Raw genomic sequence first — 22,494 nt, forward strand, 5'->3', positions numbered from 1 at the left:
GGCAAGCCGCCGGCCGGGAAGCCGCGCCCGCACCCGCTCACCGCGGTCACGCGCGCCGCGGCCGTGTTCCTCACCCTCTTCGCCCTCGCCCACACCCTCTGGCACGGCGTCGCCGAGCCCGGCACCGCCCTCGCCTTCGGCCTGTTCGTCGCCGTCGGCGAGCTCACCGGGTGGGGCGGCGCCGCGGACGAGCGGGAGCCCGCGCCGCTGGGGGCCGCCGGGGCGCTCGCCTACGCGCTGCTCGGGGAGAGCGCGGGCCAGGCCACGCACCACGGCGTCCCGCAGGTCATCTCCGTCGTCGTCGCGGCCGGGCTCCTGGGCGTCGTGCCGCATGTGGCGCTCGGCCGGGGGCCGGGCCCGGACTATCTGGCGCGCCGCGTGCTGACCGTGGGCTTCGCCGCCGTCTGCTTCCAACCCCTGTACAACTCGGGGAAGTTGGGGCAGGGGGCACCTCCCATGCCTTTAGGGCAATGGGGGAGGGTGGGGCAGGGGCCGGCCTACGCGCTGGTGCTCGTCGCCCTCCTCGTGCTCACCGCGCTCTGCGACGCCGTGCTCGCCGCGGCCCTGGCGCACGCCCGCACCGGCTGGCCGTTCGGGCCGCTGCTCCGCGACGAGCTGCGGGCCATGCTCGGGATCGGCTCGGCGGTGGGGGCGACCGGCGCCGTGATGGCGCTCGCGGTCGCCGTGGTGGGCCTGTGGGCGCTGCCGGTCTTCAGCCTGCCGCTGCTCCTCACCCAGCTGGCCTTCCGCCGGTACGACGCCGTGCGCACGACGTACCGGCAGACCATCACCTCGCTCGCCAGGGCCACCGAGATCGCCGGATACACCCCGCAGGGCCACGCCCGCCGGGTGGCCGCCCTCGCCCGTGCGGTCGGCCGCGACCTGGGCCTGTCCCGGGCCGACCTCACCGTCCTGGAGCACGCCGCCCTGATGCACGACATCGGCCAGCTCTCCCTGGTCGACCCGGTGCCGGAGGGGGCCACCGCGGCCCTGTCCGGGGTGGAGCAGCGGCGGATAGCTCTGCTGGGCGGGGCCGTGGTGCGGCAGACAGGGGTGGACGCGGAAGTTGCCGTCATCGTCGAGAGACAGGCGGATCCCTATCGCGACCAACCGCTCACCGCGCGTATCGTGCGGACGGCGAACGCGTACGACGAGATGGCCCGGGCAGCAGGTCCAGGAGGCCCGCTGAGCGCTCTGGAGCGGCTCCGGCTCGGTACCGGGCACGAGTACCAGCCGGAAGTGGTCGAGTCGCTGGCCCGAGTGCTCGTGCGGAGTGGGGACGCCCCGTAGGGGCTCGGTTGAGGGCGGTGGTGGGAGACGGGCGGGCTCGACTGAGGTCCGTCTCTGTTGGGTAACCCACGGGTAATGAGCGGGCGTCCGACTGCACGTGGTTGGATGCGAAGAGGCCCAGTCACCGGTGCTGGGCGCGACCAACCGGTAAACCGGCAGGCGGGAATCGTGAGGATCTTCGGCAAGGGACGGCACCGGCCCTCCGCCTCCTGGCGGCAGGCCACCGACCGCGCGTTCACGCTGATCGGCGACGGGCGGTACGAGGACGCGGGCGCGCTCCTGACGCGCGCGGCGGACCTCGAACCCTGGCTGTCCGAGTCCTGGTTCAACCTGGCCCTGTTGCACAAGTTCCGGCACGACTGGGAGCAGGCGCGGGCCGCGGGACTGCGCGCCGTCGCGCTGCTCGACCGCTCGGCCGGCGCCCCGGACTGGTGGAACGTGGGCATCGCCGCGACGGCTCTGCAGGACTGGCCGCTGGCCCGCCGTGCCTGGCAGGCGTACGGCCTGCGGGTGCCCGGGGGCGTCGCGGCCACCGGGGAGCCCGCGGGCATGGACCTGGGCAGCGCGGCCGTGCGGCTCTCTCCGGAGGGCGAGGCCGAGGTGGTGTGGGGCCGCAGGATCGACCCGGCCCGCATCGAGGTCCTGTCCATCCCGCTGCCGTCCTCCGGGCGCCGCTGGGGCGAGGTCGTGCTGCACGACGGCGTCCCGCACGGCGAGCGCACGACGGCCGCCGGGCACTCGTACCCGGTCTTCGACGAGATCGAGCTGTGGGCGCCCTCACCCGTGCCCACCTGGGTGGTCCTCCTGGAGGCCGCCACCGAGGAGGACCGGGACGCCCTGGAGAAGCTGGCCGCCGACGCGGGTTTCGCCGCCGAGGACTGGTCCTCGTCGGTGCGCCTGCTGTGCCGGATGTGCTCGGAGTCCCGGATGCCCAGCGACGAGGGCGACGGCGAGCACCTGGACCCGCACGACCACAGCGAGCCCGGCCACCCGGGTCCGCTCGGCCACCGCAGCCCGGGCGCCCTGTGGGTGCCGGAGCGGGAGTGCGGGATCGCGGCGCCGGCGGCGCTGGTGCGGGGGCTGCTCGACGGCTGGGTGGCGGACAGCCCGGACTCCCGTGACTGGCGGGACCTCGAAGAGGTCTGCTGAGGCCGGGATCCCGGGAAGGGCGGGTGCGTACGCCCCGTAGGCTGTAGCGGCAGTATCACTAGGGTTCCCAGGAAGGCGTACGGCGGACATGGCGCAGGACACTGAGCAGCAGGCTTCCGGCGGGGTGCTCCCCGTCGACGACGAGGGCTTCGTCATCGACACGGAGGACTGCGAGGAGCGCGAGACGGCCTACCGCGAGCGCGGCACGTCCCGGCCCATCACGGTCGTCGGCAACCCGGTCCTGCACAAGGAGTGCAAGGACGTCACGGCCTTCGACGACGAGCTCGCGCAGCTCGTCGACGACATGTTCGCGAGCCAGCGGACCGCGGAGGGCGTGGGCCTGGCCGCCAACCAGATCGGCGTCGACCTGAAGGTCTTCGTCTACGACTGCATGGACGACGAGGGCGTGCGCCACGTCGGCGTCGTGTGCAACCCGGTGCTGCAGGACCTGCCCGCCGAGCGCCGCAGCCTCGACGCGTCGAACGAGGGCTGCCTCTCGGTGCCCACCGCCTACGCCGAGCTGGCCCGCCCGGACTACGCGGAGGTCACCGGGCAGGACGAGAAGGGCAATCCGATCAAGGTGCGCGGCACCGGCTACTTCGCCCGCTGCCTGCAGCACGAGACGGACCACCTCTACGGCTACCTGTACATCGACCGCCTCTCCAAGCGGGAGCGGAAGGACGCGCTGAAGCAGATGGCCGAAGGCACCCCGCGCTACCCCGTGGTGTCCAACGACTGACGTACCCAACTCCTGGGAACGAAGCGCCTGTTGAGGCGCGTGTGCACCACCGACGGCGCCTGGCCGGGACCCCCTCCCGACCAGGCGCCGTTCGCATGTGTGGTCGATGGCCGCACTGAGAACGCCCTCGGATGATCCAGAATCAGTCACACATGGGGAGGTTCTCGGCACCTTGGGGTAGTGAATGGCGCAAATCTGTTCCCAGAACGGTCAGTTGTGATGCTGAATGGAAAGCGCGGGGATACGCAACGGCGCGCGCCCGGTACGGCGGGAGGGGCGCTCGCTCAACTGGCGGCTGAGAGGGGTTAGTTCGTGCCTGCTTTCTCACACAGCACTTCAAGGACACCGACAGCGGGACCCAGGGTGACGGTCCCACCGGCGCTCTCCCTTCCGGTGATCGAGTCCGCGTTTCCTCGCAATCTGCATCCGTATTGGCCAAAGCTTCAGGAGACAACACGGGTCTGGCTGCTGGAAAAGCGGCTCATGCCGGCCGACAAGGTCGCGCGGTACGCCGACAGCCTCTGCTACACGGACCTGGTGGCGGGCTACTACATCGGCGCCCCGGACGACCTGCTCTCCGCGATCGCGGACTTCAGTGCCTGGTTCTTCGCCTGGGACGACCGGCACGACCGGGACGTCGTGCACCGCAGGACGGAGGGCTGGCGACGGCTCTGCCGCGATCTGCACGCGGCACTCGACGCGCCCCGGCGCCATCTGCACCACCGGGATCCCCTGGTCGCAGCCTTCGCCGACTGTGTGGTGCGCATGTGCTCCCGGCTTAGTCGGAAGTGGGACACCCGGTTCGTCCGACACTTCCACGTGGTGATCGACGCGTACGACCACGAGTACGACAACCGCACGCGCCACACCGTTCCGACGGTCGCCGACTATGTGGAACTCCGGCGGCTCACCTTCGCGCACTGGATCTGGATCGACCTTCTCGAACCGACCGCGCGATTCGAACTCCCCACCGCGGCAAGGAAACACCCCGCATATCGGCGGGCCGCACTCGCCACACAGGATTTCTCCGCGTGGTACAACGACCTCTGCTCGCTCCCGAAGGAAATCGCGGGCGATGAGGTGCACAATCTCGGAATCAGTCTCATCCAGCACGAGGGCCTTTCTCTCGAAGGCGCGGTCGCCGAAGTCCATAGGCGCGTGAGTCGATGCGTCCAGGATTTCCTCAAGGCGGAACAGGAAGTATTCGCGCTCGCCCATGAATTCGCAGCCGACGGCTCGAAGCGTGGCCGGGAAATAGGCGAGGCCCTCACCGACTGCGTGACCAATATGCGGAACTGGTTCAGCTCCGTGTACTGGTTCCACCACGAGTCCGGCCGGTACCGCGTGGACAGCTGGGACGACCGGTCGACACCCCCGTACATCGACGATCTCGCGAGCGACCTGGCAGGTGAGGAATGAGCGTCGAATCCCGTAGCCCCGTCACCACGACCCGCCCGATAGCCGAGCCGCCCCTGGTGGCCGGCGGCGCACCGCTGCTCGGCCACGCCTGGAACCTGGTGCGCGACCCACTCGGCTTCCTCGCACAGCTGCGTGACCATGGGGATCTCGTCCGGATCAGGCTGGGGCCCAAGACGGCGTACGCGGTCACGGCGCCCGACCTGGCGGGGGCGCTCCTGAAGAGCCCGGAGTACATCGTCGGCGGACCCCTGTGGGACACCCTCGAAGTCCTCCTCGGCAAGGGCGTCGCGACCAGCAACGGGCAGCTGCACCGGCGCCAGCGGCGGATGATGCAGCCCGCGTTCCGGCCCGAGCGGATCGCCGACTACGCGAAGGTGATGGAAGAGGAGGCGCGCGCGACGGCGGCGCGCTGGCTCCCCGGCCAGACCGTCGACGTCAGCGCCGAGATGTTCCGCACGGCGGTGCGCATCGTGTCGCGCTCGCTCCTGGAGGTCGACTCGATCGGCGAGAAGGCGGACCGGATCGCCGACTCGCTGCACACCGTCTTCGAGGGCCTCTACCGGCGGATGGTGCTGTCCGTCGGGCCGCTCTACAAGGTCCCGACGCCGGCCAACCGCCGCTTCGAGAGGGCGCTCGCCGATCTGCACGCGCTGGTCGACGAGATCGTCGCGGAGCGCCGGGGCGGTGTCGCGGACGGCGCGGCGAAGGACGACCTGCTGGCGGAGCTGTTCGCCGCCCGGGACGAGACGGGAGCCCCGCTCACCGACGCGGAGATCCACGACCACGTGGTCTCCCTGGTGGTGGCGGGCGCGGAGAATGTGGCCTCGACCCTGGCGTGGACCTTCCACCTGCTCACCCAACACCCCGAACAGGAAAGGCGTTTGGTTGAAGAGGTAAAGGACGTCGCAGGCGGCCGGCCGATCACATTCGGCGATCTCGGTCGGCTGCCGCATACGCACAATGTGGTGACCGAAGCGATGCGCATACGGCCCGCCGCCTGGATATTCACCCGGCGCTCCGTGGCCGAAACCGAGCTGGGTGGCTATCGCATTCCAGCCAACGCCGACATCGTCTACAGCGTCTATGCGATGCAGCGCGATCCGCGTTCCTTCGAACGGCACTTGGAGTTCGACCCCGACCGCTGGACTCCCGGGCGCGCGGGAGACGTACCGGAGTTCGCGATGATGCCGTTCAGCGTCGGCAACCGAAAGTGCCCCGGCGACCACTTCAGCCTGGCGGAACTCACCATCATTCTGGGCACGGTGGTGCCACTCTGGCGGCTGACGCGCGTAGCGGAAACGGACAGCGGCACGAAGGTGGGGATCACCCTGCACCCCAAGCGCCTCGTGCTGCGCGCCGATCCGCGCTGAGTGAGGGGCTGGGGCTGGGGGGCCGCACCCCCCAGCCCCTCCTCGGGACTAGAACTCGTCGTCGAAGGAGACCGACCCCTCGACCGCGACCTGGTACGCCGAGGGCCGCCGCTCGAAGAAGTTCGTCAGCTCCTGCACGCCCTGCAGCTCCATGAAGGAGAAGGGGTTCTCGGAGCCGTACACCGGGGCGAAGCCGAGACGCTGGAGGCGCTGGTCGGCGACGCACTGGAGGTACTCGCGCATCGACTCGGTGTTCATGCCGGGCAGCCCGTCCCCGCACAGGTCGCGGGCGAACTGCAGCTCGGCCTCGACGGCCTCGGCCAGCATGTCCGTGACCTGCTGCTGCAGCGCGTCGTCGAAGAGCTCCGGCTCCTCCTTGCGCACGGTGTCGACGACGTCGAAGGCGAACGACATGTGCATCGTCTCGTCCCGGAACACCCAGTTGGTGCCGGTCGCCAGGCCGTGCAGCAGGCCGCGGCTGCGGAACCAGTAGACGTACGCGAAGGCGCCGTAGAAGAACAGGCCCTCGATGCACGCCGCGAAGCAGATCAGGTTCAGCAGGAAGCGGCGGCGGTCGGACTGGGTCTCCAGCCGGTCCAGCTTCTCCACCGAGTCCATCCACTTGAAGCAGAACTGCGCCTTCTCGCGGATCGACGGGATGTTCTCGACCGCGTCGAAGGCCGCCGCGCGGTCCTCCGGGTCGGGCAGATAGGTGTCGAGCAGCGTCAGATAGAACTGGACGTGCACGGCTTCCTCGAAGAGCTGACGGCTCAAGTACAGCCGTGCCTCGGGGGAGTTGATGTGCTTGTAGAGGGTGAGCACCAGGTTGTTGGCGACGATCGAGTCACCCGTCGCGAAGAACGCGACCAGGCGGCCGATGAGGTGCTGCTCCTCCGGCGAGAGCTTCGCCAGGTCGGCGACGTCCGAGTGGAGGTCGACCTCCTCGACGGTCCAGGTGTTCTTGATCGCGTCCCGGTAGCGCTCGTAGAAGTCGGGGTAGCGCATGGGGCGGAGGGTGAGCTCGAAGCCGGGGTCGAGCAGGTTCTTGGACGTCTCCGTCTGAGTGGCTTCGGTCGTCATTACTGGCATGCCTCGCAGGACTCGGGGTTTTCCAGGGAGCAGGCGACGGCCTCGGGGTCGGCGACCTGCTGGGGTACGGGGGCGGTGGCGCGGGCGGCGCGGGCGATCTTCGTGGCCGGGCGCGAGCGCAGGTAGTACGTCGTCTTCAGGCCCTGCTTCCAGGCGTACGCGTACATCGAGGAGAGCTTGCCGATGGTCGGCGTCTCCAGGAACAGGTTGAGCGACTGCGCCTGGTCGAGGAACGGGGTGCGGGCCGCCGCCATGTCGATCAGGCCGCGCTGCGGGAGCTCCCACGCCGTGCGGTACAGCTCGCGCACCTCGGCCGGGACCCAACTGAAGCCCTGCACCGAGCCGTTGGCCTCGCGCAGCGCCTCCCGGGTCTGTGCGTCCCAGACGCCGAGCCGCTTCAGCTCGTCCACCAGGTAGGAGTTGACCTGGAGGAACTCGCCGCTGAGCGTCTCGCGCTTGAAGAGGTTGGAGACCTGCGGCTCGATGCACTCGTAGACGCCCGCGATGGACGCGATGGTGGCGGTCGGCGCGATGGCGAGCAGCAGCGAGTTGCGCATGCCGGTCGCGGCGATCCGCTCCCGCAGCGCCGCCCACCGCTCGGGCCAGGTGAGCTCCACGCCGTAGTGGTCGGGGTGCAGCACACCGCGCGCGGTGCGGGTCTTCTCCCAGGCGGGCAACGGGCCGTTGCGCTCGGCGAGTTCGGCGGACGCCTCGTACGCGGCGAGCATGATCCGCTCCGCGATACGGGTAGACAGGGCGCGCGCCTCGGGCGAGTCGAAGGGCAGCTTCAGCTGGAAGAAGACGTCCTGCAGACCCATGGCGCCGAGGCCCACGGGACGCCACTTGGCGTTCGAGCGGCCCGCCTGCTCGGTCGGGTAGAAGTTGATGTCGACGACGCGGTCGAGGAAGGTCACGGCGGTGCGCACGGTGGCGTCGAGCCGCTCCCAGTCGATGCCACCGTCGATCGAACGGTCCACGAAGGCGCCCAGGTTCACCGAGCCGAGGTTGCAGACGGCCGTCTCCCCGTCGTCCGTCACCTCCAGGATCTCGGTGCACAGGTTCGAGGAGTGGACGGTGTGGCCGGGCTCCGCGGTCTGGTTGGCGGTGCGGTTGGCGGCGTCCTTGAAGGTCATCCAGCCGTTGCCGGTCTGCGCGAGGGTGCGCATCATGCGGCCGTACAAGTCCCGCGCGGGGATGGTCTTCTGGGCCTTCCCCTCGGCCTCGGCCTTCCGGTACGCGGCGTCGAAGTCGTCGCCCCACAGGTCGACGAGGTCGGGCACGTCGGCGGGGGAGAACAGCGACCAGTCCTGGTCGGCGGCGACCCGGCGCATGAACTCGTCCGGGATCCAGTGCGCGAGGTTGAGGTTGTGCGTGCGGCGCGCGTCCTCACCGGTGTTGTCGCGCAGCTCCAGGAACTCCTCGATGTCGGAGTGCCAGGTCTCCAGGTACACCGCCGCGGCGCCCTTGCGGCGCCCGCCCTGGTTCACGGCCGCCACCGAGGCGTCCAGCGTCTTCAGGAACGGGACGATGCCGTTGGAGTGGCCGTTGGTGCCGCGGATCAGCGAACCCCGGCTGCGGATGCGGGAGTACGAGAGGCCGATGCCGCCCGCGTGCTTCGAGAGCCGGGCCACCTGGTGGTAGCGGTCGTAGATCGAGTCGAGCTCGTCCAGCGGCGAGTCCAGCAGGTAGCAGCTGGACATCTGGGGGTGGCGGGTGCCGGAGTTGAAGAGGGTGGGCGAGGACGGGAGGTAGTCCAGGCGGCTCATCAGGCGGTACAGCGCGGCGACTTCGTCCACCGCGCGGTCGCTGCCGTCCTCCGCGAGACCGCTGGCCACGCGGAGCATGAAGTGCTGCGGGGTCTCCACGACCTTGCGGGTGAGCGGGTGGCGCAGCAGGTAGCGGCTGTGCAGGGTGCGCAGGCCGAAGTAGCCGAAGCGGTCGTCGCCGTCGAGGTCGATCAGCGCGTCCAGGCGGGCCGTGTGCGCGGCCACGAACTCCTGGGTGCGGTCGGCGATCAGGCCCTCGCGGTGGCCGACCGCGATCGAGCCGGAGAAGGACGTCACGCCCTGCGAGGCCGCTTCCTCGCGGATGCCGATGGTGAGGAGCCGGGCCGCGAGCCTCGAGTACACCGGGTCCTCGGAGATGAGCCCCGCGGCCGCCTCGGTGGCCAGGTCCCGCAGCTCCGCCTCGTCCGCCTTGGCGGAGCGGCCGCGCAGCGCGGCGGCGGCGACCCGGCCGGGGTCGGCGTCGGGAAGGTCGGCACAGAGGTCGGTGAGGGTACGCAGCAGGGCGGTGCCCGGCGCGTCCTGTACCTTGTCCGCCTGGTCCGCTGCCTTTTCCGCGGCTCGGGCCTGCTGGGCTGAGGCCGGTTCGGCTGGCGCGATGGTCACGTGGAGCACTCCCTCGCTCGGCTCTGGGCCCGAGGGGAGCACGGCGGTGCGGGCGCGTCCGCGCAGGGCGGGGCGCCGCGTCCACCGGCCCATTCCACGAGGCCCGGACGTCTCGGCACCCGGAGCGGATGCACCGGGCGCACTGTCAGCAGGTTCTCGGACTCATGGGTACGACAAAGACGTACACATACACCGTTGCGGGACAGTTCCGGACTTCCACCGGATTCCCCTGCGGCGACAGCGAGGACGAGCATACATCTTGTGCTGGGTTTCGGAGGCAGCACCACATCTTGTGTCGGCTGGGGTGTGGTGAGGGTGGCGGCTTGACGGATCAAGCGGCGCGGGAGGGGCGGTGAGGGCGGGGCGGGGTGCGGCCTGCGCGGCCCTCTGCGGGGCGCTGATCGCGCCGCTCGCGGGCTGCGGGGCGGGCGGCTGGCTCTCGGACGGGCCGCCGAGCGCGGAGGGCGTCGACGGGCGTGCGGGCGCCGCGCAGACGTTCGGCGACGGCCAGTTGGAGGGGGCGCTGCTCGCGGACGACGCCTTCGCCGAGCGCGCGCGGCCGACGGACATCGCGGTGGGGCTCTTCGGCAAGAGCCTCGGGCGCGGCGACTGGGGCTCCTGCGCGCGCGGCAAGGACGCGAACGGCGAGCTGTACGACATGCGGGGTGCGAGCGCGCAGCAGGTGCTGGTCTTCGACGGCGGGGCGGGCGAGGGCGGTGCCGGGGCGGACGAGGCCGACGGAGGGGCGGACGAGACGGGCGGCGGGGCGGATGAAGCAGGCGGCGGGGCGGGCGAGTTGGGTTCGGCGTCCGAGCAGGCGGCGGCGTCCCGGCCGCCCGTGAGCCGGCGCCTCGTCTCGCTGAGTCCCGCTGACGCCGGCCGCTACCTCCAACTCCAGAGCAAGCCGCGGTACTTGTGCCCCGATGTGACGGAGGACACCGAGGCCGCCCCGATCACCCGGCACCACTCGGTCGGACAGCTGCCCCGCATCGGCGACGAGGCGACCCTGGAGACCAGCCGCGTCCTGGGCGGCGACGAGCACGACGGCACGCCCACGCACACCGCCGAGGTCCGCGTCGGCGGAGTGCTGGTCACGGTGAGTGCGGGCACGGCCTAGGGCAGGCTCCCGGGCCTGAGCTCCAACTCGTAGGCCAGCAGCCGCACATCGGGCACCGGAAGCCAGTCCCGCTCCGGTACCCGTACGAAGCCGAGGCGCTCGTAGAGGCGGTGGGCCGCGTGCATCGTGGGCTGGGTCGACAGGATCACGCGGACGCAGCCCTCGACCGCTCGGGCCCGCTCCACACAGGCCCGCACCAGTGCCTCGCCCGCACCCCGGCCGCGCGCGTCGGGGGCGACCGCCAGCATGCGGATCTCGGCCTCGCCGGCCCGCGCCAGTTCCGCCATGGGGCCGCCGGACTCCACGAAGGTGACGCCGCCGAGCACCCGGTCGCCGAGCACTCGGCCGCCGTCGCCCTCGCGGCCGTCCGTGCCTCCCCCGCCCGCGCGGCCGCCTGTGCCGCTCTCGTCCGTGCCGCCCCCGCCCGCGCCGCTCCCGCCCGTGCCGCCGTCCACCGCGACCAGGATGCGCGCGGCGGCGGCCCGGCCCGCGACGTCCCGCAACTGCTCCTCGTAGCCGTCGCTCTCCTCGAAGTCGAGGAGCCCGTCCGCGCGGTACGCCCGCGCCACGACGGCGCCCAGTGCCTCGTACTCCTGCGTGTGCGCCTGCCTGATGGTGAGGTCCATGCCGGGAGTGTCCCGCACGCGTACGACGACGGGCCGCCGGATTTCCCGGCGGCCCGTCCACGTGCAGGGAAGGCTCAGTGGCCCGCGCCCACCTTGGGGAGCTCGACCTGGACGCCCTTGTCGCCCGCGTCGGCCGTGTAGTCGCCGGGGGAGGTCTCGTCGACGCCCTCGGGGGCCTTGAGGGCCTTCAGGACGAAGGTGAGGACCACCGTGACCACGATGTTGAGGACGAACGCCGTGAGACCGATGTAGCCGATCTCGCCGATGCCCGGGATCTCCTTGGAGTTGCTGGCGAAGTGCGCCTGCTTCGGGGAGGACATGCTCCACGCCGCCCACGTGCCGTAGACCATGCCGACCGCCCAGCCCGCGAGCAGTGCCCAGCGGTGGAACCAGCGGGTGAACAGGCCGCCGACCAGGGCGGGCATCGTCTGCAGGATCCACACGCCGCCGAGGAGCTGGAAGTTGATGGCGACGGTCTTGTCCATGGTGAGGACGAAGACCAGGGCGCCCACCTTCACGAGCAGCGAGACGAGCTTGGAGACCTTGGTCTCCTGCTCGGGCGTGGCGTCGGGCTTCAGGAAGTCCTTGTAGATGTTGCGCGTGAAGAGGTTCGCGGCCGCGATGGACATGATGGCCGCAGGGACCAGCGCGCCGATGCCGATCGCCGCGAACGCGACGCCCGTGAACCAGTCGGGGAACATGTCCTCGAAGAGCTGCGGGATCGCCAACTGCCCGTTCTCGACCTTGATCCCGGCCGCGATCGCCATGAAGCCGAGCAGCGCGAGCAGGCCCAGCATCAGCGAGTACAGGGGCAGGATCGTGGTGTTGCGGCGGATCACGTCGCGGCTCTTGGAGGAGAGGGTCGCCGTGATCGAGTGCGGGTACATGAAGAGCGCGAGCGCGGAGCCCAGGGCGAGCGTCGCGTAGGTCCACGTCCCCGCCGAGCCGGGCACCAGGCCCGAAACCGGTTTGCCCGCCGCCTCGTTGGTGGCGTCGAACTTCGCGGCGGCACCGGCGAAGATCTCGTCGAAGCCGCCCAGCTTGATCGGGATGTAGATGATCGCGACCGCGATGACGAGGTAGATCAGCCCGTCCTTCACGAAGGCGATCAGGGCGGGGGCGCGCAGACCCGAGGAGTACGTGTACGCGGCGAGGACCGCGAAGGCGATCAGCAGCGGCAGGTCCTTGATGAACCAGTTGGTGCCCGCGTCGCCGCCGATGCCCATGACGTCGAGCACGGCCTGGATGCCGACCAGTTGGAGCGCGATGTACGGCATCGTGGCGAGGATGCCGGTGACCGCGACGGCCAGCGAGAGCCCCTTGGAGCCGAAGCGGCCGCGGACGAAGTCGGACGTCGTCACGTACCCGTGCTTGTGCGAGACGGACCACAGGCGCGGCAGGAAGGTGAAGATCAGCGGGTAGACCAGGATCGTGTACGGCACCGCGAAGAAGCCGGACGCGCCCGCCGCGTAGATCGCCGCCGGGACGGCCACGAAGGTGTACGCGGTGTAGAGGTCGCCGCCGAGCAGGAACCAGGTGACCCAGGTGCCGAACGACCGGCCGCCGAGGCCCCATTCGTCCAGGCTCTGCTCGTTCTCGGCCTTGCGCCAGCGCGCGGCCAGGAAGCCCATGACCGTGACGGCCAGGAAGAAGAAGATGAAGACGGCGAGCGCGACGCCGTTGACGCCGCCCGTTCCCGCTGCGAGCTCCTTCACTTGTCAGCCCCGCCTTCGATCTTCTTGGCGTTACGGTCGCCCTGGTCGCGCTGCCACAGCTTGTACGCGATCATCGTCAGCGCCGTGGAGATCAGCACCCACAGCATCTGGTACCAGTAGAAGAACGGGATGCCGATGAAGAGCGGCTCCACCTTCGCGTAGGAGCTCACCCAGAGCATGGCCACGAAGGGCGCGACGAGGCAGAGGGCGATGACCACGCGGACCGGCGTCACGACCGGTCTGCTCACTTCGGGCGCATCTGACATACGGCGGCTCCGCTCCCTCACTTATCCCATGCTTAACGTGCGGGAAATCTAAGCCACAGTCTCGCCGTATGGAACCCCTGTCCGGATAACGGACGCGCCAAGGTCCCTGCTCAGCAGCAGCGGAACCCCTGCCGTGGGTCCGACTCCTGCCGGTCTGTCCGCATGCGCTCAAATGCGCGGCGGCTGGGGACGGTTGCGGCCGGATGCTCCCTGCGGATATGCGCCACATACCGGTCGTACGCCGACTCGTCCGTCAGCTCGCGCAGGTACCACCGCAGCCACTGCAGCCCGTGCGCGGCGCGCCCCAGAGCCGCCCTCACTTCGCCAACTCCCGCGCCTGTGCCCGCTCTTCCCGGGTGGGCACGAGCCCGGCGGGAGCCACCAGCTTCGACTTCACATAGGGCGCCTCGCTGAGCGTCGTGGCCCCCGGGTCGCGCAGATGGCGCGCGCACATCCGGGCCGCGTCGGCGATCACCACGACGATGAGGACGGCGAGGAGGGCGGAGAGGACGCCGTCGACCGTCGAGTTGGTGACGACGGTGTGCATGTCGTCCATGGACTTGGCGGGCGGCAGGACCTTCCCGGCGTCGATGGCGTCCTGGTAGACCTCGCGCTGCTTGAAGAAGCCCACGCGCGGGTCGTCGGAGAACACCTTCTGCCAGCTCGCGGTGAGCGTGACGGTGGCGTCCCAGGCGAGCGGAACCGCCGTGATCCAGGCCCACTTGAGCCGGCCGGACTTCACCAGGAGCGTGGTGCAGACGGCGAGGGCGACCGCCGCGAGCAGCTGGTTGGCGATGCCGAAGATCGGGAAGAGCTGGTTGATCCCGCCGAGCGGCTCGTGCACGCCGACCCAGAGGAAGTAGCCCCACAGCCCGGTGACGGCGGCGCTCGCGAGGACAAGGCCGGGCTTCCAACTCACGTTCTTGAAGGGCTTGTAGAGGTTGCCCAGCATGTCCTGGAGCATGAAGCGGCCCACCCGGGTGCCCGCGTCGAGCGCGGTCAGGATGAAGAGCGCCTCAAACATGATCGCGAAGTGGTACCAGAAGGCCCGCCCCTCGCCCGCGGTCGCCTTCGAGAAGATCTCCGAGACGCCGATCGCGAGGGTGGGCGCCCCGCCGGTGCGGTGCAGCAGCGAGCTCTCCCCGACCTGGTCGGCGGCGCGCGCCAGGTCGTCCGGGGAGATGGTGTACCCGAGGTGTCCCACGGCCTGGGAAGCCTGCTGCACGGTGTCGCCGACGACGCCCGCGGGCGCGTTCATCGCGAAGTACAGGCCGGGGTCGATGATGGACGCGGCGACGAGCGCCATGATCGCGACGGACGACTCCATCAGCATGGAACCGTAGCCGATCATCCGTATCTGCGTCTCCTTCTGGATCATCTTCGGCGTCGTGCCGGAGGAGATCAGGGCGTGGAAGCCGGAGAGCGCCCCGCACGCGATGGTGATGAAGACGAAGGGGAAGAGCGAGCCCGCGAAGACCGGCCCGTCGCCGCGCGAGGCGAAGTCCGTGACGGCGTCCATCTTCAGCGTCGGCAGCGCCACGACCACGCCGACCGCGAGCAGCCCGATGGTGCCGATCTTCATGAAGGTGGAGAGGTAGTCGCGCGGCGCGAGCAGCGTCCACACCGGCAGGATGGAGGCGACGAACCCGTATGCCACCAGCCAGATCACCAGCGTCGACGGCGCCAGCGTGAAGGTGTCGGCGAGCGACGACTCGGCCACCCACTTCCCCGCCGCGAGCGCGATCAGCAGCAGCCCGACCCCGATGAAGGTCACCTCGCTGACCTGGCCCGGCCGCAGCACCCGCAGGTAGAAGCCCATGAACAGGGCGATGGGGATGGTCATCGCGATGGAGAAGGTGCCCCAGGGCGACTCGGCGAGCGCGTTCACGACGACGAGCGCCAGCACCCCGAGCAGGATGATCATGATGACGAAGGTGGCGATCAGCGCGGCGGCCCCGCCGAACGGGCCGATCTCCTCGCGCGCCATCTGCCCGAGCGACTTCCCGTCCCGCCGCGTCGAGAAGAACAGCACCACCATGTCCTGCACGGCGCCCGCGAAGATCACCCCGGCGACGATCCAGATGGTGCCCGGCAAGTACCCCATCTGTGCGGCCAGTACGGGCCCCACCAGCGGCCCCGCGCCCGCGATCGCGGCGAAGTGGTGGCCGAGCAGCACCCGCCGGTCGGTGGGGTGGAAGTCGATGCCGTTGTCGAGCCGCTCGGCGGGCGTGGCCCGGGTCGCGTCGACCTTGAGGACCTTGTGCGCGATGAACTTGGAGTAGAAGCGGTACGCGATGGCGTACGAGCCGAGGGCCGCGGCCACCATCCAGGCGGCGGAGACCTCCTCGCCCCGGGAGAGCGCGAGGACGGTCCAGCCGGCCGCGCCGACGAGGGCGACGAGGGTCCAGGTGACGATGGTGCGGGGGCTAGCTGTGCGCACGGGGCGTCCTCCCGTTCACCGATCAGGCGATGACGGGAGGACCGTATGGCAGGAAGGAGGCCGGCGCTATACCGCAGGCACGGTCAACTCCTTTGCCCCGGGGGCCTCTTGGGCTGGTCCCGCGGTCTCCTGGGCCGGTCCCGCGGACAGGCCCTAGTCCTGCGGTCTCTTGAGCCGCGCCACGAACTTGTACCGGTCGCCCCGGTACACCGACCGCACCCACTCCACCGGCTGCCCGCCGCCGTCGAGGGAGTGGCGGGAGAGCAGCAGCATCGGCAGGCCCACGTCCGTGCCGAGCAGGCCCGCCTCGCGGGGGGTGGCGAGCGAGGTCTCGATGGTCTCCTCGGCCTCGGCCAGGTGCACGTCGTAGACCTCGGCGAGCGCGGTGTAGAGCGAGGTGTACTTGACCAGGGAGCGGCGCAGCGCGGGGAAGCGCTTGGCGGACAGGTGCGTGGTCTCGATGGCCATGGCCTCGCCGTTGGCGAGCCGGAGCCGCTCGATCCTGAGCACCCGGCCGCCCGCGCTGATGTCGAGGAGCCCGGCGAGGGTGTCGTCGGCGGTGATGTAGCCGATGTCGAGGAGCTGCGAGGTCGGCTCCAGGCCCTGGGCCCGCATGTCCTCGGTGTACGAGGTGAGTTGGAGGGCCTGGGAGACCTTGGGCTTGGCCACGAAGGTGCCCTTGCCCTGGATCCGCTCCAGGCGGCCCTCGACGACGAGCTCCTGCAGCGCCTGGCGCACCGTCGTGCGTGAGGTGTCGAACTCGGCGGCGAGGGTGCGCTCGGGCGGGACCGGGGTGCCCGGCGGGAGCGTCTCTGTCATGTCGAGCAAGTGCCGCTTCAGCCGGTAGTACTTGGGCACGCGGGCGGTGCGGCCGACGCTCGCCCCGTCCGAGGGCGCGCCCGCGTCGGTCCCCGTGCTTCCCGCATCGGTGCTGCCCATGCCCTGCCCACCCGTCTCCCGGCCGCCACCCCTGCCGGACGCTCCCCCAGAGCTGGACACCTGGGGGGACCCCCTGCGCGGGGCGCTGTTCTGCGGCTGTGCTGCTGCCGTCACCGGCTCCTCCGTCTGTCGCGGCTCACATCGTGGCACGGGACGGGCCGACCCGGTCGTGCCCGCTCAGGTGTCGGTCCGATAACGGACGCGACAGCCCTTCTTATACACCCTTGACACCCCTAAAGGTCTAGGCCAAGCTCCCCGTACTGGTCTACACCATTAAAGACCAGGTTCCGGTCCCACGGGCAGTTCTCGTCCTATTGGTCGCTGCGGGTGGGGGGTTGATGGCACTCCTGAGGAGGGTGACATGAAGCGCAAGCTCATAGCGGCCATCGGTGTCGCGGGCATGCTGATCTCGGTAGCGGCCTGTGGCGGCGACGACGGTGACAAGAAGGCCGGGGCGGACGGCTTCAAGGGGGAGACCCTGACGCTCTGGGCCATGGACGGTTCGACGCCGGACACCTGGCAGAAGGACGTCAAGGCCGCCTTCGAGAAGAAGACCGGCGCCAAGCTGAACATCGAGATCCAGCAGTGGAACGGCATTCAGCAGAAGCTGACCACCGCCCTCTCCGAGGAGAACCCGCCGGACGTCTTCGAGATCGGCAACACCCAGACTCCCGCGTACGCCAAGACCGGCGGTCTCGCCGAGCTCGGCGACCTCAAGGAGTCCATCGGCGCCGACTGGACCAAGTCGATCAACGAGTCCTCGGTGGTGGACGGCAAGCAGTACGCCGCCCCGTGGTTCGTGCTCAACCGGGTCGTGGTCTACAACAAGAAGATCTGGGCCGACGCCGGCATCAAGACCACCCCCAAGACCCGCGACGAGTTCTACGCGGACCTGAAGAAGATCGGCTCCAAGACCGACGCCGAGCCGATCTACCTGCCCGGCCAGAACTGGTACCACTTCGTCGGCCTGACCCTCGGTGAGGGCGCCGAACTGGTCAAGAAGGACGGCGACAAGTACGTCTCGAACCTCGACGACCCCAAGGTCACCAAGGCCATGGAGACGTACAAGAAGTTCCAGGCGCTCTCCAAGGCCCCCAAGAACAAGGACGAGGCCACCCCGCAGCAGGCCGAGGTCTTCGCCAAGGGCAAGACCGGCGCCTTCATCGGCATGAGCTGGGAGGCCGGCACGGCCATCAAGGCCAACAAGAAGATCGAGAAGGACATCGGCTACTTCACGATCCCGGGTGCCACGGCCGACAAGCCCGAGGGCGTCTTCCTCGGCGGCTCCAACTTCGGTGTCGCGGCGACGAGCAAGAAGCAGGAGCTCGCCAAGGAGTTCCTGAAGATCGCTCTCTCCGACAAGTTCGAGGGCCAGCTCGCCAAGGAGAACGGGATCATCCCCAACAAGGAGTCCCTGAAGTCCAACCTCAAGGGCAATGCGGCCGCCGAGGCCGCCGCCCCCGCCACGGCCGGCGGCGGCACCACGCCGCTGATCCCGGAGTGGGCCCCGGTGGAGAACACGCCGAACCCGATCAAGAACTACATGACCGCGGTCCTGAACGGTAAGTCGCCCGCCGACGCCGCCAAGCAGGTCGAGGGCGAGCTCAACAAGCGCCTGTCGCAGAAGCAGTAACGACGCGCTCCCGCCGGGGGCGGAGGGCAGGGCCGGGGCCGGGGAGAGCCGACCGGCCCGTGCCCGCCGCTCCCGGCGCCGCGCTGCGTACCGCGATACCGCTAGGCCCACGAAAGAGATGGCGAGCATGACCGTGCAGAAGACCGAACGGCCGCCCTCCGGCCCGACGGAGGTGCCGAAGAAGGACGGCCCGGCGCCGGGGGCGCCCCGCAGAGCCCCGGGCCGCTTCGCCGCCCTGACGCCCTATCTGCTGCTGCTTCCCGCGCTCGCGGCCACCCTGCTGCTGCTGGGCTGGCCGCTGGTCAACAACGGGATCCTGTCGTTCCAGAACCTCAACATGCGGCAGTTCATCCTGCACTTGACCGAGTGGAACGGATTCGACAACTACAAGGAGATCCTCACCGGCGAGGACTTCTGGCGGGTCACCGGCCGCTCGGTCGCCTTCACCGCCGTCAACGTCGTGCTGATCATGGTTCTCGGCACGCTGGTCGGACTGCTCCTCGCGCGCCTCGGCCGGAAGATGCGCACGTTCCTCCTGCTCGGCCTCGTGCTCACCTGGGCCATGCCGGTCGTCGCGGCGAGCACGGTCTACCAGTGGCTGTTCGCGCAGCGCTTCGGTGTCGTCAACTGGATGCTCGCCAAGGTCGGCTTCGAGTCCATGGCCGACCACGACTGGCTGGCCTCGCAGTACTCGACCTTCTTCGTCGTCCTGCTGCTGATCGTCTGGATGTCCATCCCCTTCGTGGCGATCAATCTCTACGCCGCCACGACCACCATCCCCAAGGAGCTGTACGAGGCCGCGGCGCTGGACGGCGCGGGGGCCTGGAAGCAGTTCACCCAGGTGACGCTGCCGTATCTGCGGCCCTTCCTCTACGCCACGACGTTCCTGGAGATCATCTGGGTCTTCAAGGCGTTCGTGCAGGTCTTCACGATCAACGAGGGCGGCCCCGACCGGCTCACCGAGATCCTGCCCGTCTACGCCTACATCGAGGGCATGGGCAACCAGCACTTCGGCATGGGTGCCGCGATCGCGCTGCTCACCATCGTCATCCTGCTGGCCATCACCTCGTTCTACCTGCGGATCGTGCTCAAGCAAGAGGAGGACGAGCTGTGAAGCGCTCGCTGATGGGCCGCCTGTGGCCGAACCTGGTCGCTGTCGTCATGTTCGTCTTCTGCGTCTTCCCCGTGTACTGGATGTTCGCGACGGCCTTCAAGCCGACCGGCGACATCATCGCCGAGGACCCGGTCTGGTTCCCGACCGACGCCACCCTCGAGCACTTCAAGAAGGCGATCGACGCCGACCACTTCTGGACCATGGTCGGCAACTCCCTCACCGTGACGATCCTCGCGGTCCTCTTCTCCCTCGTCATCGGCGTGACCGCGGCGTTCGCCCTCGCCCGGATGCGCTTCAAGGGCCGCAAGGGCTTCATCGTCGGCTTCATGCTGGCGCAGATGGCGCCGTGGGAAGTCATGGTCATCGCGATCTACATCATCGTGCGCGACGCGGACATGCTGAACAGCCTGATCCCGCTGACCCTCTTCTACATGGTGATGATCCTGCCCTTCACGCTCCTCACGCTGCGCGGCTTCGTCGCCGCGGTGCCCAAGGAGCTGGAGGAGTCCGCGATGGTCGACGGCTGCACCCGCATGCAGGCGTTCCGCCGCGTGATCCTGCCGCTGCTCGCCCCCGGTCTGATGTCGACGTCCCTCTTCGGCTTCATCACCGCCTGGAACGAGTTCCCGCTGGTCCTCGTGCTCAACAAGGAACCCGGGGCCAAGACCCTGCCGGTGTGGCTCTCCAGCTTCCAGACCGCCTTCGGTGACGACTGGGGCGCCACGATGGCGGCGGCCTCGCTCTTCGCCATCCCGATCCTGATCCTCTTCGTCTTCCTGCAGCGCAGGGCCGTCAGCGGCCTGACAGACGGCGCCGTGAAGGGATAACGCCACATGACGACGCTCACCCGCGCCACCGACACCCTCACCCGCGACGCCCTCACCGTCCTGCAGCCCGGCTTCGTCGGCACCACGGCCCCCGACTGGCTGCTCCGCCGCCTCGGCGAAGGGCTCGCCTCCGTGGGCCTGTTCGGGCGCAACATCGCCTCGCCCGAGCAACTGGCCGCGCTCACCGCCCAGTTGCGGGCCGAGCGCGACGACGTGCTGGTCGCCATCGACGAGGAGGGCGGCGACGTCACCCGCCTCGAAGTGCGCACCGGCTCCTCCTTCCCGGGCAACCACGCGCTCGGCGCCGTCGACGACACCGCCCTCACCCGGGACGTCGCCGCCGAGCTCGGCCGCCGCCTGGCCGCCTGCGGCGTCAACCTCAACTGGGCGCCCTCCGCGGACGTCAACGCCAACCCGGACAACCCCGTCATCGGCGTCCGCTCCTTCGGTGCCGACCCGCTCCTGGTGGCCCGCCACACGGCCGCCTACGTCGAGGGCCTCCAGTCCTCGGGAGTGGCCGCCTGCACCAAGCACTTCCCCGGGCACGGGGACACGGCGGTCGACTCGCACCACGCGGTGCCGCGCATCGACGTGGACGTGGAGACGCTGCGGGCGCGGGACCTGGCCCCGTTCCGCGCGGCCATCGCGGCGGGCAGCCGGGCGGTCATGAGCGCCCACATTCTCGTGCCCGCCCTCGACCCGGAGCGCCCCGCGACCCTCTCGCACCGCATCCTGACGGGCGTCCTGCGCGAGGAGCTGAACTTCGACGGCCTGATCGTCACCGACGGCATGGAGATGCAGGCCATCGCCTCGACGTACGGCATCGAGCGCGGCAGCGCCCTCGCCATCGCCGCGGGCGCCGACGCGATCTGCGTGGGCGGCGGCCTCGCCGACGACGAGACGGTCCTGCGCCTGCGGGACGCCCTGGTCGCCGCGGTCCGCGCCGGCGAACTCCCCGAGGAGCGCCTCGCGGACGCGGCACAGCGGGTGCGGGCGCTCGCCTCCTGGACCTCGGTGTCGGGCGCGGCCGATCGTTCGGGGGGCGCGCCCGACACCGGGATCGGCCTCACCGCGGCCCGCCGCGCCCTCACGGTCACGCACGGCGAGACCTATGCGGGCCCGGTCACCGAGGCCCCGTACGTCGCCGCCTTCACGCCCCTGGCCAACATCGCGGTCGGCGACGAGACCCCCTGGGGCGTCGCCGCCGAACTCCAGCGCCGCCTCCCGGGCACCGGGACGGCCAGCTTCTCCGGCGACACGGCGGGCGCGGACGCCCTGGCGGCGGCGGGGGAGCGCCGCATCGTGGCGGTGGTCCGCGACGCCCACCGCCACCCGTGGATGGCGTCGGCCCTCGACACCCTCCTGGCGGCCCGCCCCGACACGATCGTGGTCGAGATGGGCGTGCCCCAGTCGACCCCGCGCGGCGCCCTCCACATCGCGACGTACGGCGCGGCCCGGGTGTGCGGGGTCGCGGCGGCGGAGGTCATCACCGGTTCCTGACGCGCGCATACGACGGTGGGGCGCCCCTTGCGCAAGGGGCGCCCCACCGTCGTATGCCCGTCTAAATGCCTTGCCAGGCGGGCTTGTTGGCGAACGTGTGCCGGAAGTAGTCCGCCAGCTTCAGCTTCGACGCGGCGGCCTCGTCGACCACGACGGTCGCGTGCCGGTGCAGCTGCAGCGCCGACGCGGGCACCACGGAGGCCACCGGCCCCTCCACCGTCGCCGCGACCGCGTCCGCCTTGCCCTCGCCCGTGGCGAGCAGCACCAGGTGCCGCGCCTCCAGGATCGTCCCGATCCCCTGCGTGATGACGTGGTGCGGCACCTGCTCGATGTCCCCGTCGAAGAAGCGCGCGTTGTCCACCCGCGTCTGCTCCGTCAGCGTCTTGATCCGGGTGCGCGAAGCCAGCGACGAGCAGGGCTCGTTGAACCCGATGTGCCCGTCGGTCCCGATGCCGAGCAGCTGCAGGTCCACGCCGCCCGCCTCCGCGAGCGCCTTGTCGTACGCGTCGCAGGCCCCCTGCACGTCCTCGGCGCTGCCGTCGGGCCCCATGAACGACGCCTCGCTGAGCCCGAGCGGCTCGACGACCTCGCGCAGCACGACGGAGCGGTAGGACTCGGGGTGCCCGACGGGCAGCCCGACGTACTCGTCGAGCTGGCAGATGCGGGCGCGCGCCACATCCACGGCGCCGGAGCCGACCTTGGCGGCCAGGGCCTCGTAGATGGGCAGCGGGGTGGATCCGGTGGCGACACCGAGCAGGGCGTCCGGCTTGCGGCGCACCAGGGCGGCCATGGCCTCCGCGATGAGCTCGCCGCCTGCCTTGGCGTCCGGGACGATGACAACTTCCACGCTGGGCCTGCCGATCTGGAGAGG

General features: G+C 70.2%; 19 protein-coding genes and 1 riboswitch. Of the genes, 10 read left to right on the forward strand and 9 right to left on the reverse strand.

Annotation, left to right across the window (positions count from 1 at the left end; all coding sequences use genetic code 11):
* Positions 1–63 precede the first annotated feature (63 nt).
* The 5 genes from ACQB60_RS41680 (at position 64) to ACQB60_RS41700 (ending at position 5,967) form a co-directional block, all read left to right on the forward strand.
* A complete protein-coding gene (locus tag ACQB60_RS41680) occupies positions 64–1,290 on the forward strand; it encodes an HD-GYP domain-containing protein (RefSeq protein ID WP_496931398.1) in 1,227 nt (408 codons plus the stop codon).
* Positions 1,291–1,458: 168 nt separating this feature from the next.
* Positions 1,459–2,439 carry a tetratricopeptide repeat protein gene (locus ACQB60_RS41685; protein WP_496931314.1) on the forward strand — a complete coding sequence of 327 codons (981 nt, stop codon included), beginning with the start codon at positions 1,459–1,461 and terminating at the stop codon, positions 2,437–2,439.
* Positions 2,440–2,527: 88 nt separating this feature from the next.
* Positions 2,528–3,178: a peptide deformylase gene (def, locus tag ACQB60_RS41690; RefSeq protein WP_496931315.1), complete on the forward strand. Its 651-nt coding sequence runs from the start codon at positions 2,528–2,530 to the stop codon at positions 3,176–3,178.
* Positions 3,179–3,490: 312 nt separating this feature from the next.
* Positions 3,491–4,597: a terpene synthase family protein gene (locus ACQB60_RS41695; RefSeq protein ID WP_496931316.1), complete on the forward strand. Its 1,107-nt coding sequence runs from the start codon at positions 3,491–3,493 to the stop codon at positions 4,595–4,597.
* On the forward strand, positions 4,594–5,967 hold the full coding sequence (locus ACQB60_RS41700) for a bifunctional albaflavenone monooxygenase/terpene synthase (protein ID WP_496931317.1): 1,374 nt from the start codon (positions 4,594–4,596) through the stop codon (positions 5,965–5,967). The genes ACQB60_RS41695 and ACQB60_RS41700 overlap by 4 nt, the downstream gene beginning before the upstream one ends.
* A gap of 48 nt (positions 5,968–6,015) precedes the next feature.
* On the opposite strand, the gene ACQB60_RS41705 is transcribed toward ACQB60_RS41700, so the two are convergent.
* Positions 6,016–7,056 (reverse strand): ribonucleotide-diphosphate reductase subunit beta, encoded by a 1,041-nt coding sequence (locus tag ACQB60_RS41705; protein WP_496931318.1) that lies wholly within the window; start codon positions 7,054–7,056, stop codon positions 6,016–6,018.
* Positions 7,047–9,446, reverse strand: coding sequence for a ribonucleoside-diphosphate reductase subunit alpha (locus tag ACQB60_RS41710; protein ID WP_496931319.1), 2,400 nt, complete (start codon positions 9,444–9,446; stop codon positions 7,047–7,049). The genes ACQB60_RS41705 and ACQB60_RS41710 overlap by 10 nt, the downstream gene beginning before the upstream one ends.
* 142 nt (positions 9,447–9,588) lie before the next feature.
* Positions 9,589–9,687: riboswitch (adenosylcobalamin-variant (AdoCbl-variant) riboswitch) on the reverse strand.
* A gap of 111 nt (positions 9,688–9,798) precedes the next feature.
* Here ACQB60_RS41710 and ACQB60_RS41715 point away from each other — a divergent pair.
* On the forward strand, positions 9,799–10,563 hold the full coding sequence (locus ACQB60_RS41715; protein WP_496931320.1) for a hypothetical protein: 765 nt from the start codon (positions 9,799–9,801) through the stop codon (positions 10,561–10,563).
* Here the strand turns inward: ACQB60_RS41715 and ACQB60_RS41720 are convergent.
* The 6 genes from ACQB60_RS41720 to ACQB60_RS41745 all read right to left on the reverse strand — a co-directional run bounded on the left by ACQB60_RS41720 (position 10,560) and on the right by ACQB60_RS41745 (position 16,549).
* A complete protein-coding gene (locus ACQB60_RS41720; protein WP_496931321.1) occupies positions 10,560–11,189 on the reverse strand; it encodes a GNAT family N-acetyltransferase in 630 nt (209 codons plus the stop codon). The genes ACQB60_RS41715 and ACQB60_RS41720 overlap by 4 nt on opposite strands.
* A gap of 74 nt (positions 11,190–11,263) precedes the next feature.
* A complete protein-coding gene (mctP, locus tag ACQB60_RS41725; RefSeq protein ID WP_496931322.1) occupies positions 11,264–12,904 on the reverse strand; it encodes a monocarboxylate uptake permease MctP in 1,641 nt (546 codons plus the stop codon).
* A complete protein-coding gene (locus ACQB60_RS41730; protein WP_496931323.1) occupies positions 12,901–13,170 on the reverse strand; it encodes a DUF3311 domain-containing protein in 270 nt (89 codons plus the stop codon). Before ACQB60_RS41730 ends, mctP begins: the two co-directional genes overlap by 4 nt.
* Positions 13,171–13,280: 110 nt before the next feature.
* On the reverse strand, positions 13,281–13,490 hold the full coding sequence (locus tag ACQB60_RS41735) for a CstA-like transporter-associated (seleno)protein (protein WP_496931324.1): 210 nt from the start codon (positions 13,488–13,490) through the stop codon (positions 13,281–13,283).
* The gene (locus ACQB60_RS41740; RefSeq protein ID WP_496931325.1) at positions 13,487–15,610 is read right to left on the reverse strand and encodes a carbon starvation CstA family protein; all 2,124 of its coding nucleotides are present in this window, start codon (positions 15,608–15,610) and stop codon (positions 13,487–13,489) included. The genes ACQB60_RS41735 and ACQB60_RS41740 overlap by 4 nt, the downstream gene beginning before the upstream one ends.
* Positions 15,611–15,763: 153 nt before the next feature.
* Positions 15,764–16,549 (reverse strand): GntR family transcriptional regulator, encoded by a 786-nt coding sequence (locus tag ACQB60_RS41745; RefSeq protein ID WP_496931326.1) that lies wholly within the window; start codon positions 16,547–16,549, stop codon positions 15,764–15,766.
* Between the two features lie 361 nt (positions 16,550–16,910).
* Here ACQB60_RS41745 and ACQB60_RS41750 point away from each other — a divergent pair, with 361 nt between their 5' ends.
* From ACQB60_RS41750 to ACQB60_RS41765, 4 genes are all read left to right on the forward strand, one after another.
* Positions 16,911–18,182 carry an extracellular solute-binding protein gene (locus ACQB60_RS41750; protein WP_496931327.1) on the forward strand — a complete coding sequence of 424 codons (1,272 nt, stop codon included), beginning with the start codon at positions 16,911–16,913 and terminating at the stop codon, positions 18,180–18,182.
* A 127-nt stretch (positions 18,183–18,309) separates the two neighbouring features.
* Positions 18,310–19,296, forward strand: coding sequence for a carbohydrate ABC transporter permease (locus ACQB60_RS41755; RefSeq protein WP_496931328.1), 987 nt, complete (start codon positions 18,310–18,312; stop codon positions 19,294–19,296).
* Entirely contained in the window at positions 19,293–20,123 is an 831-nt protein-coding gene (locus ACQB60_RS41760; protein ID WP_496931329.1) for a carbohydrate ABC transporter permease, read from the forward strand. Before ACQB60_RS41755 ends, ACQB60_RS41760 begins: the two co-directional genes overlap by 4 nt.
* A gap of 6 nt (positions 20,124–20,129) precedes the next feature.
* Positions 20,130–21,623: a glycoside hydrolase family 3 protein gene (locus ACQB60_RS41765; RefSeq protein ID WP_496931330.1), complete on the forward strand. Its 1,494-nt coding sequence runs from the start codon at positions 20,130–20,132 to the stop codon at positions 21,621–21,623.
* Between the two features lie 61 nt (positions 21,624–21,684).
* Here the strand turns inward: ACQB60_RS41765 and nagB are convergent, their stop codons facing one another.
* Positions 21,685–22,470, reverse strand: coding sequence for a glucosamine-6-phosphate deaminase (nagB, locus tag ACQB60_RS41770; RefSeq protein WP_496931331.1), 786 nt, complete (start codon positions 22,468–22,470; stop codon positions 21,685–21,687).
* Between the last annotated feature and the right edge of the window lie 24 nt (positions 22,471–22,494).

The organism is Streptomyces odontotermitis (assembly GCF_050510915.1).
GTDB lineage: Bacteria > Actinomycetota > Actinomycetes > Streptomycetales > Streptomycetaceae > Streptomyces.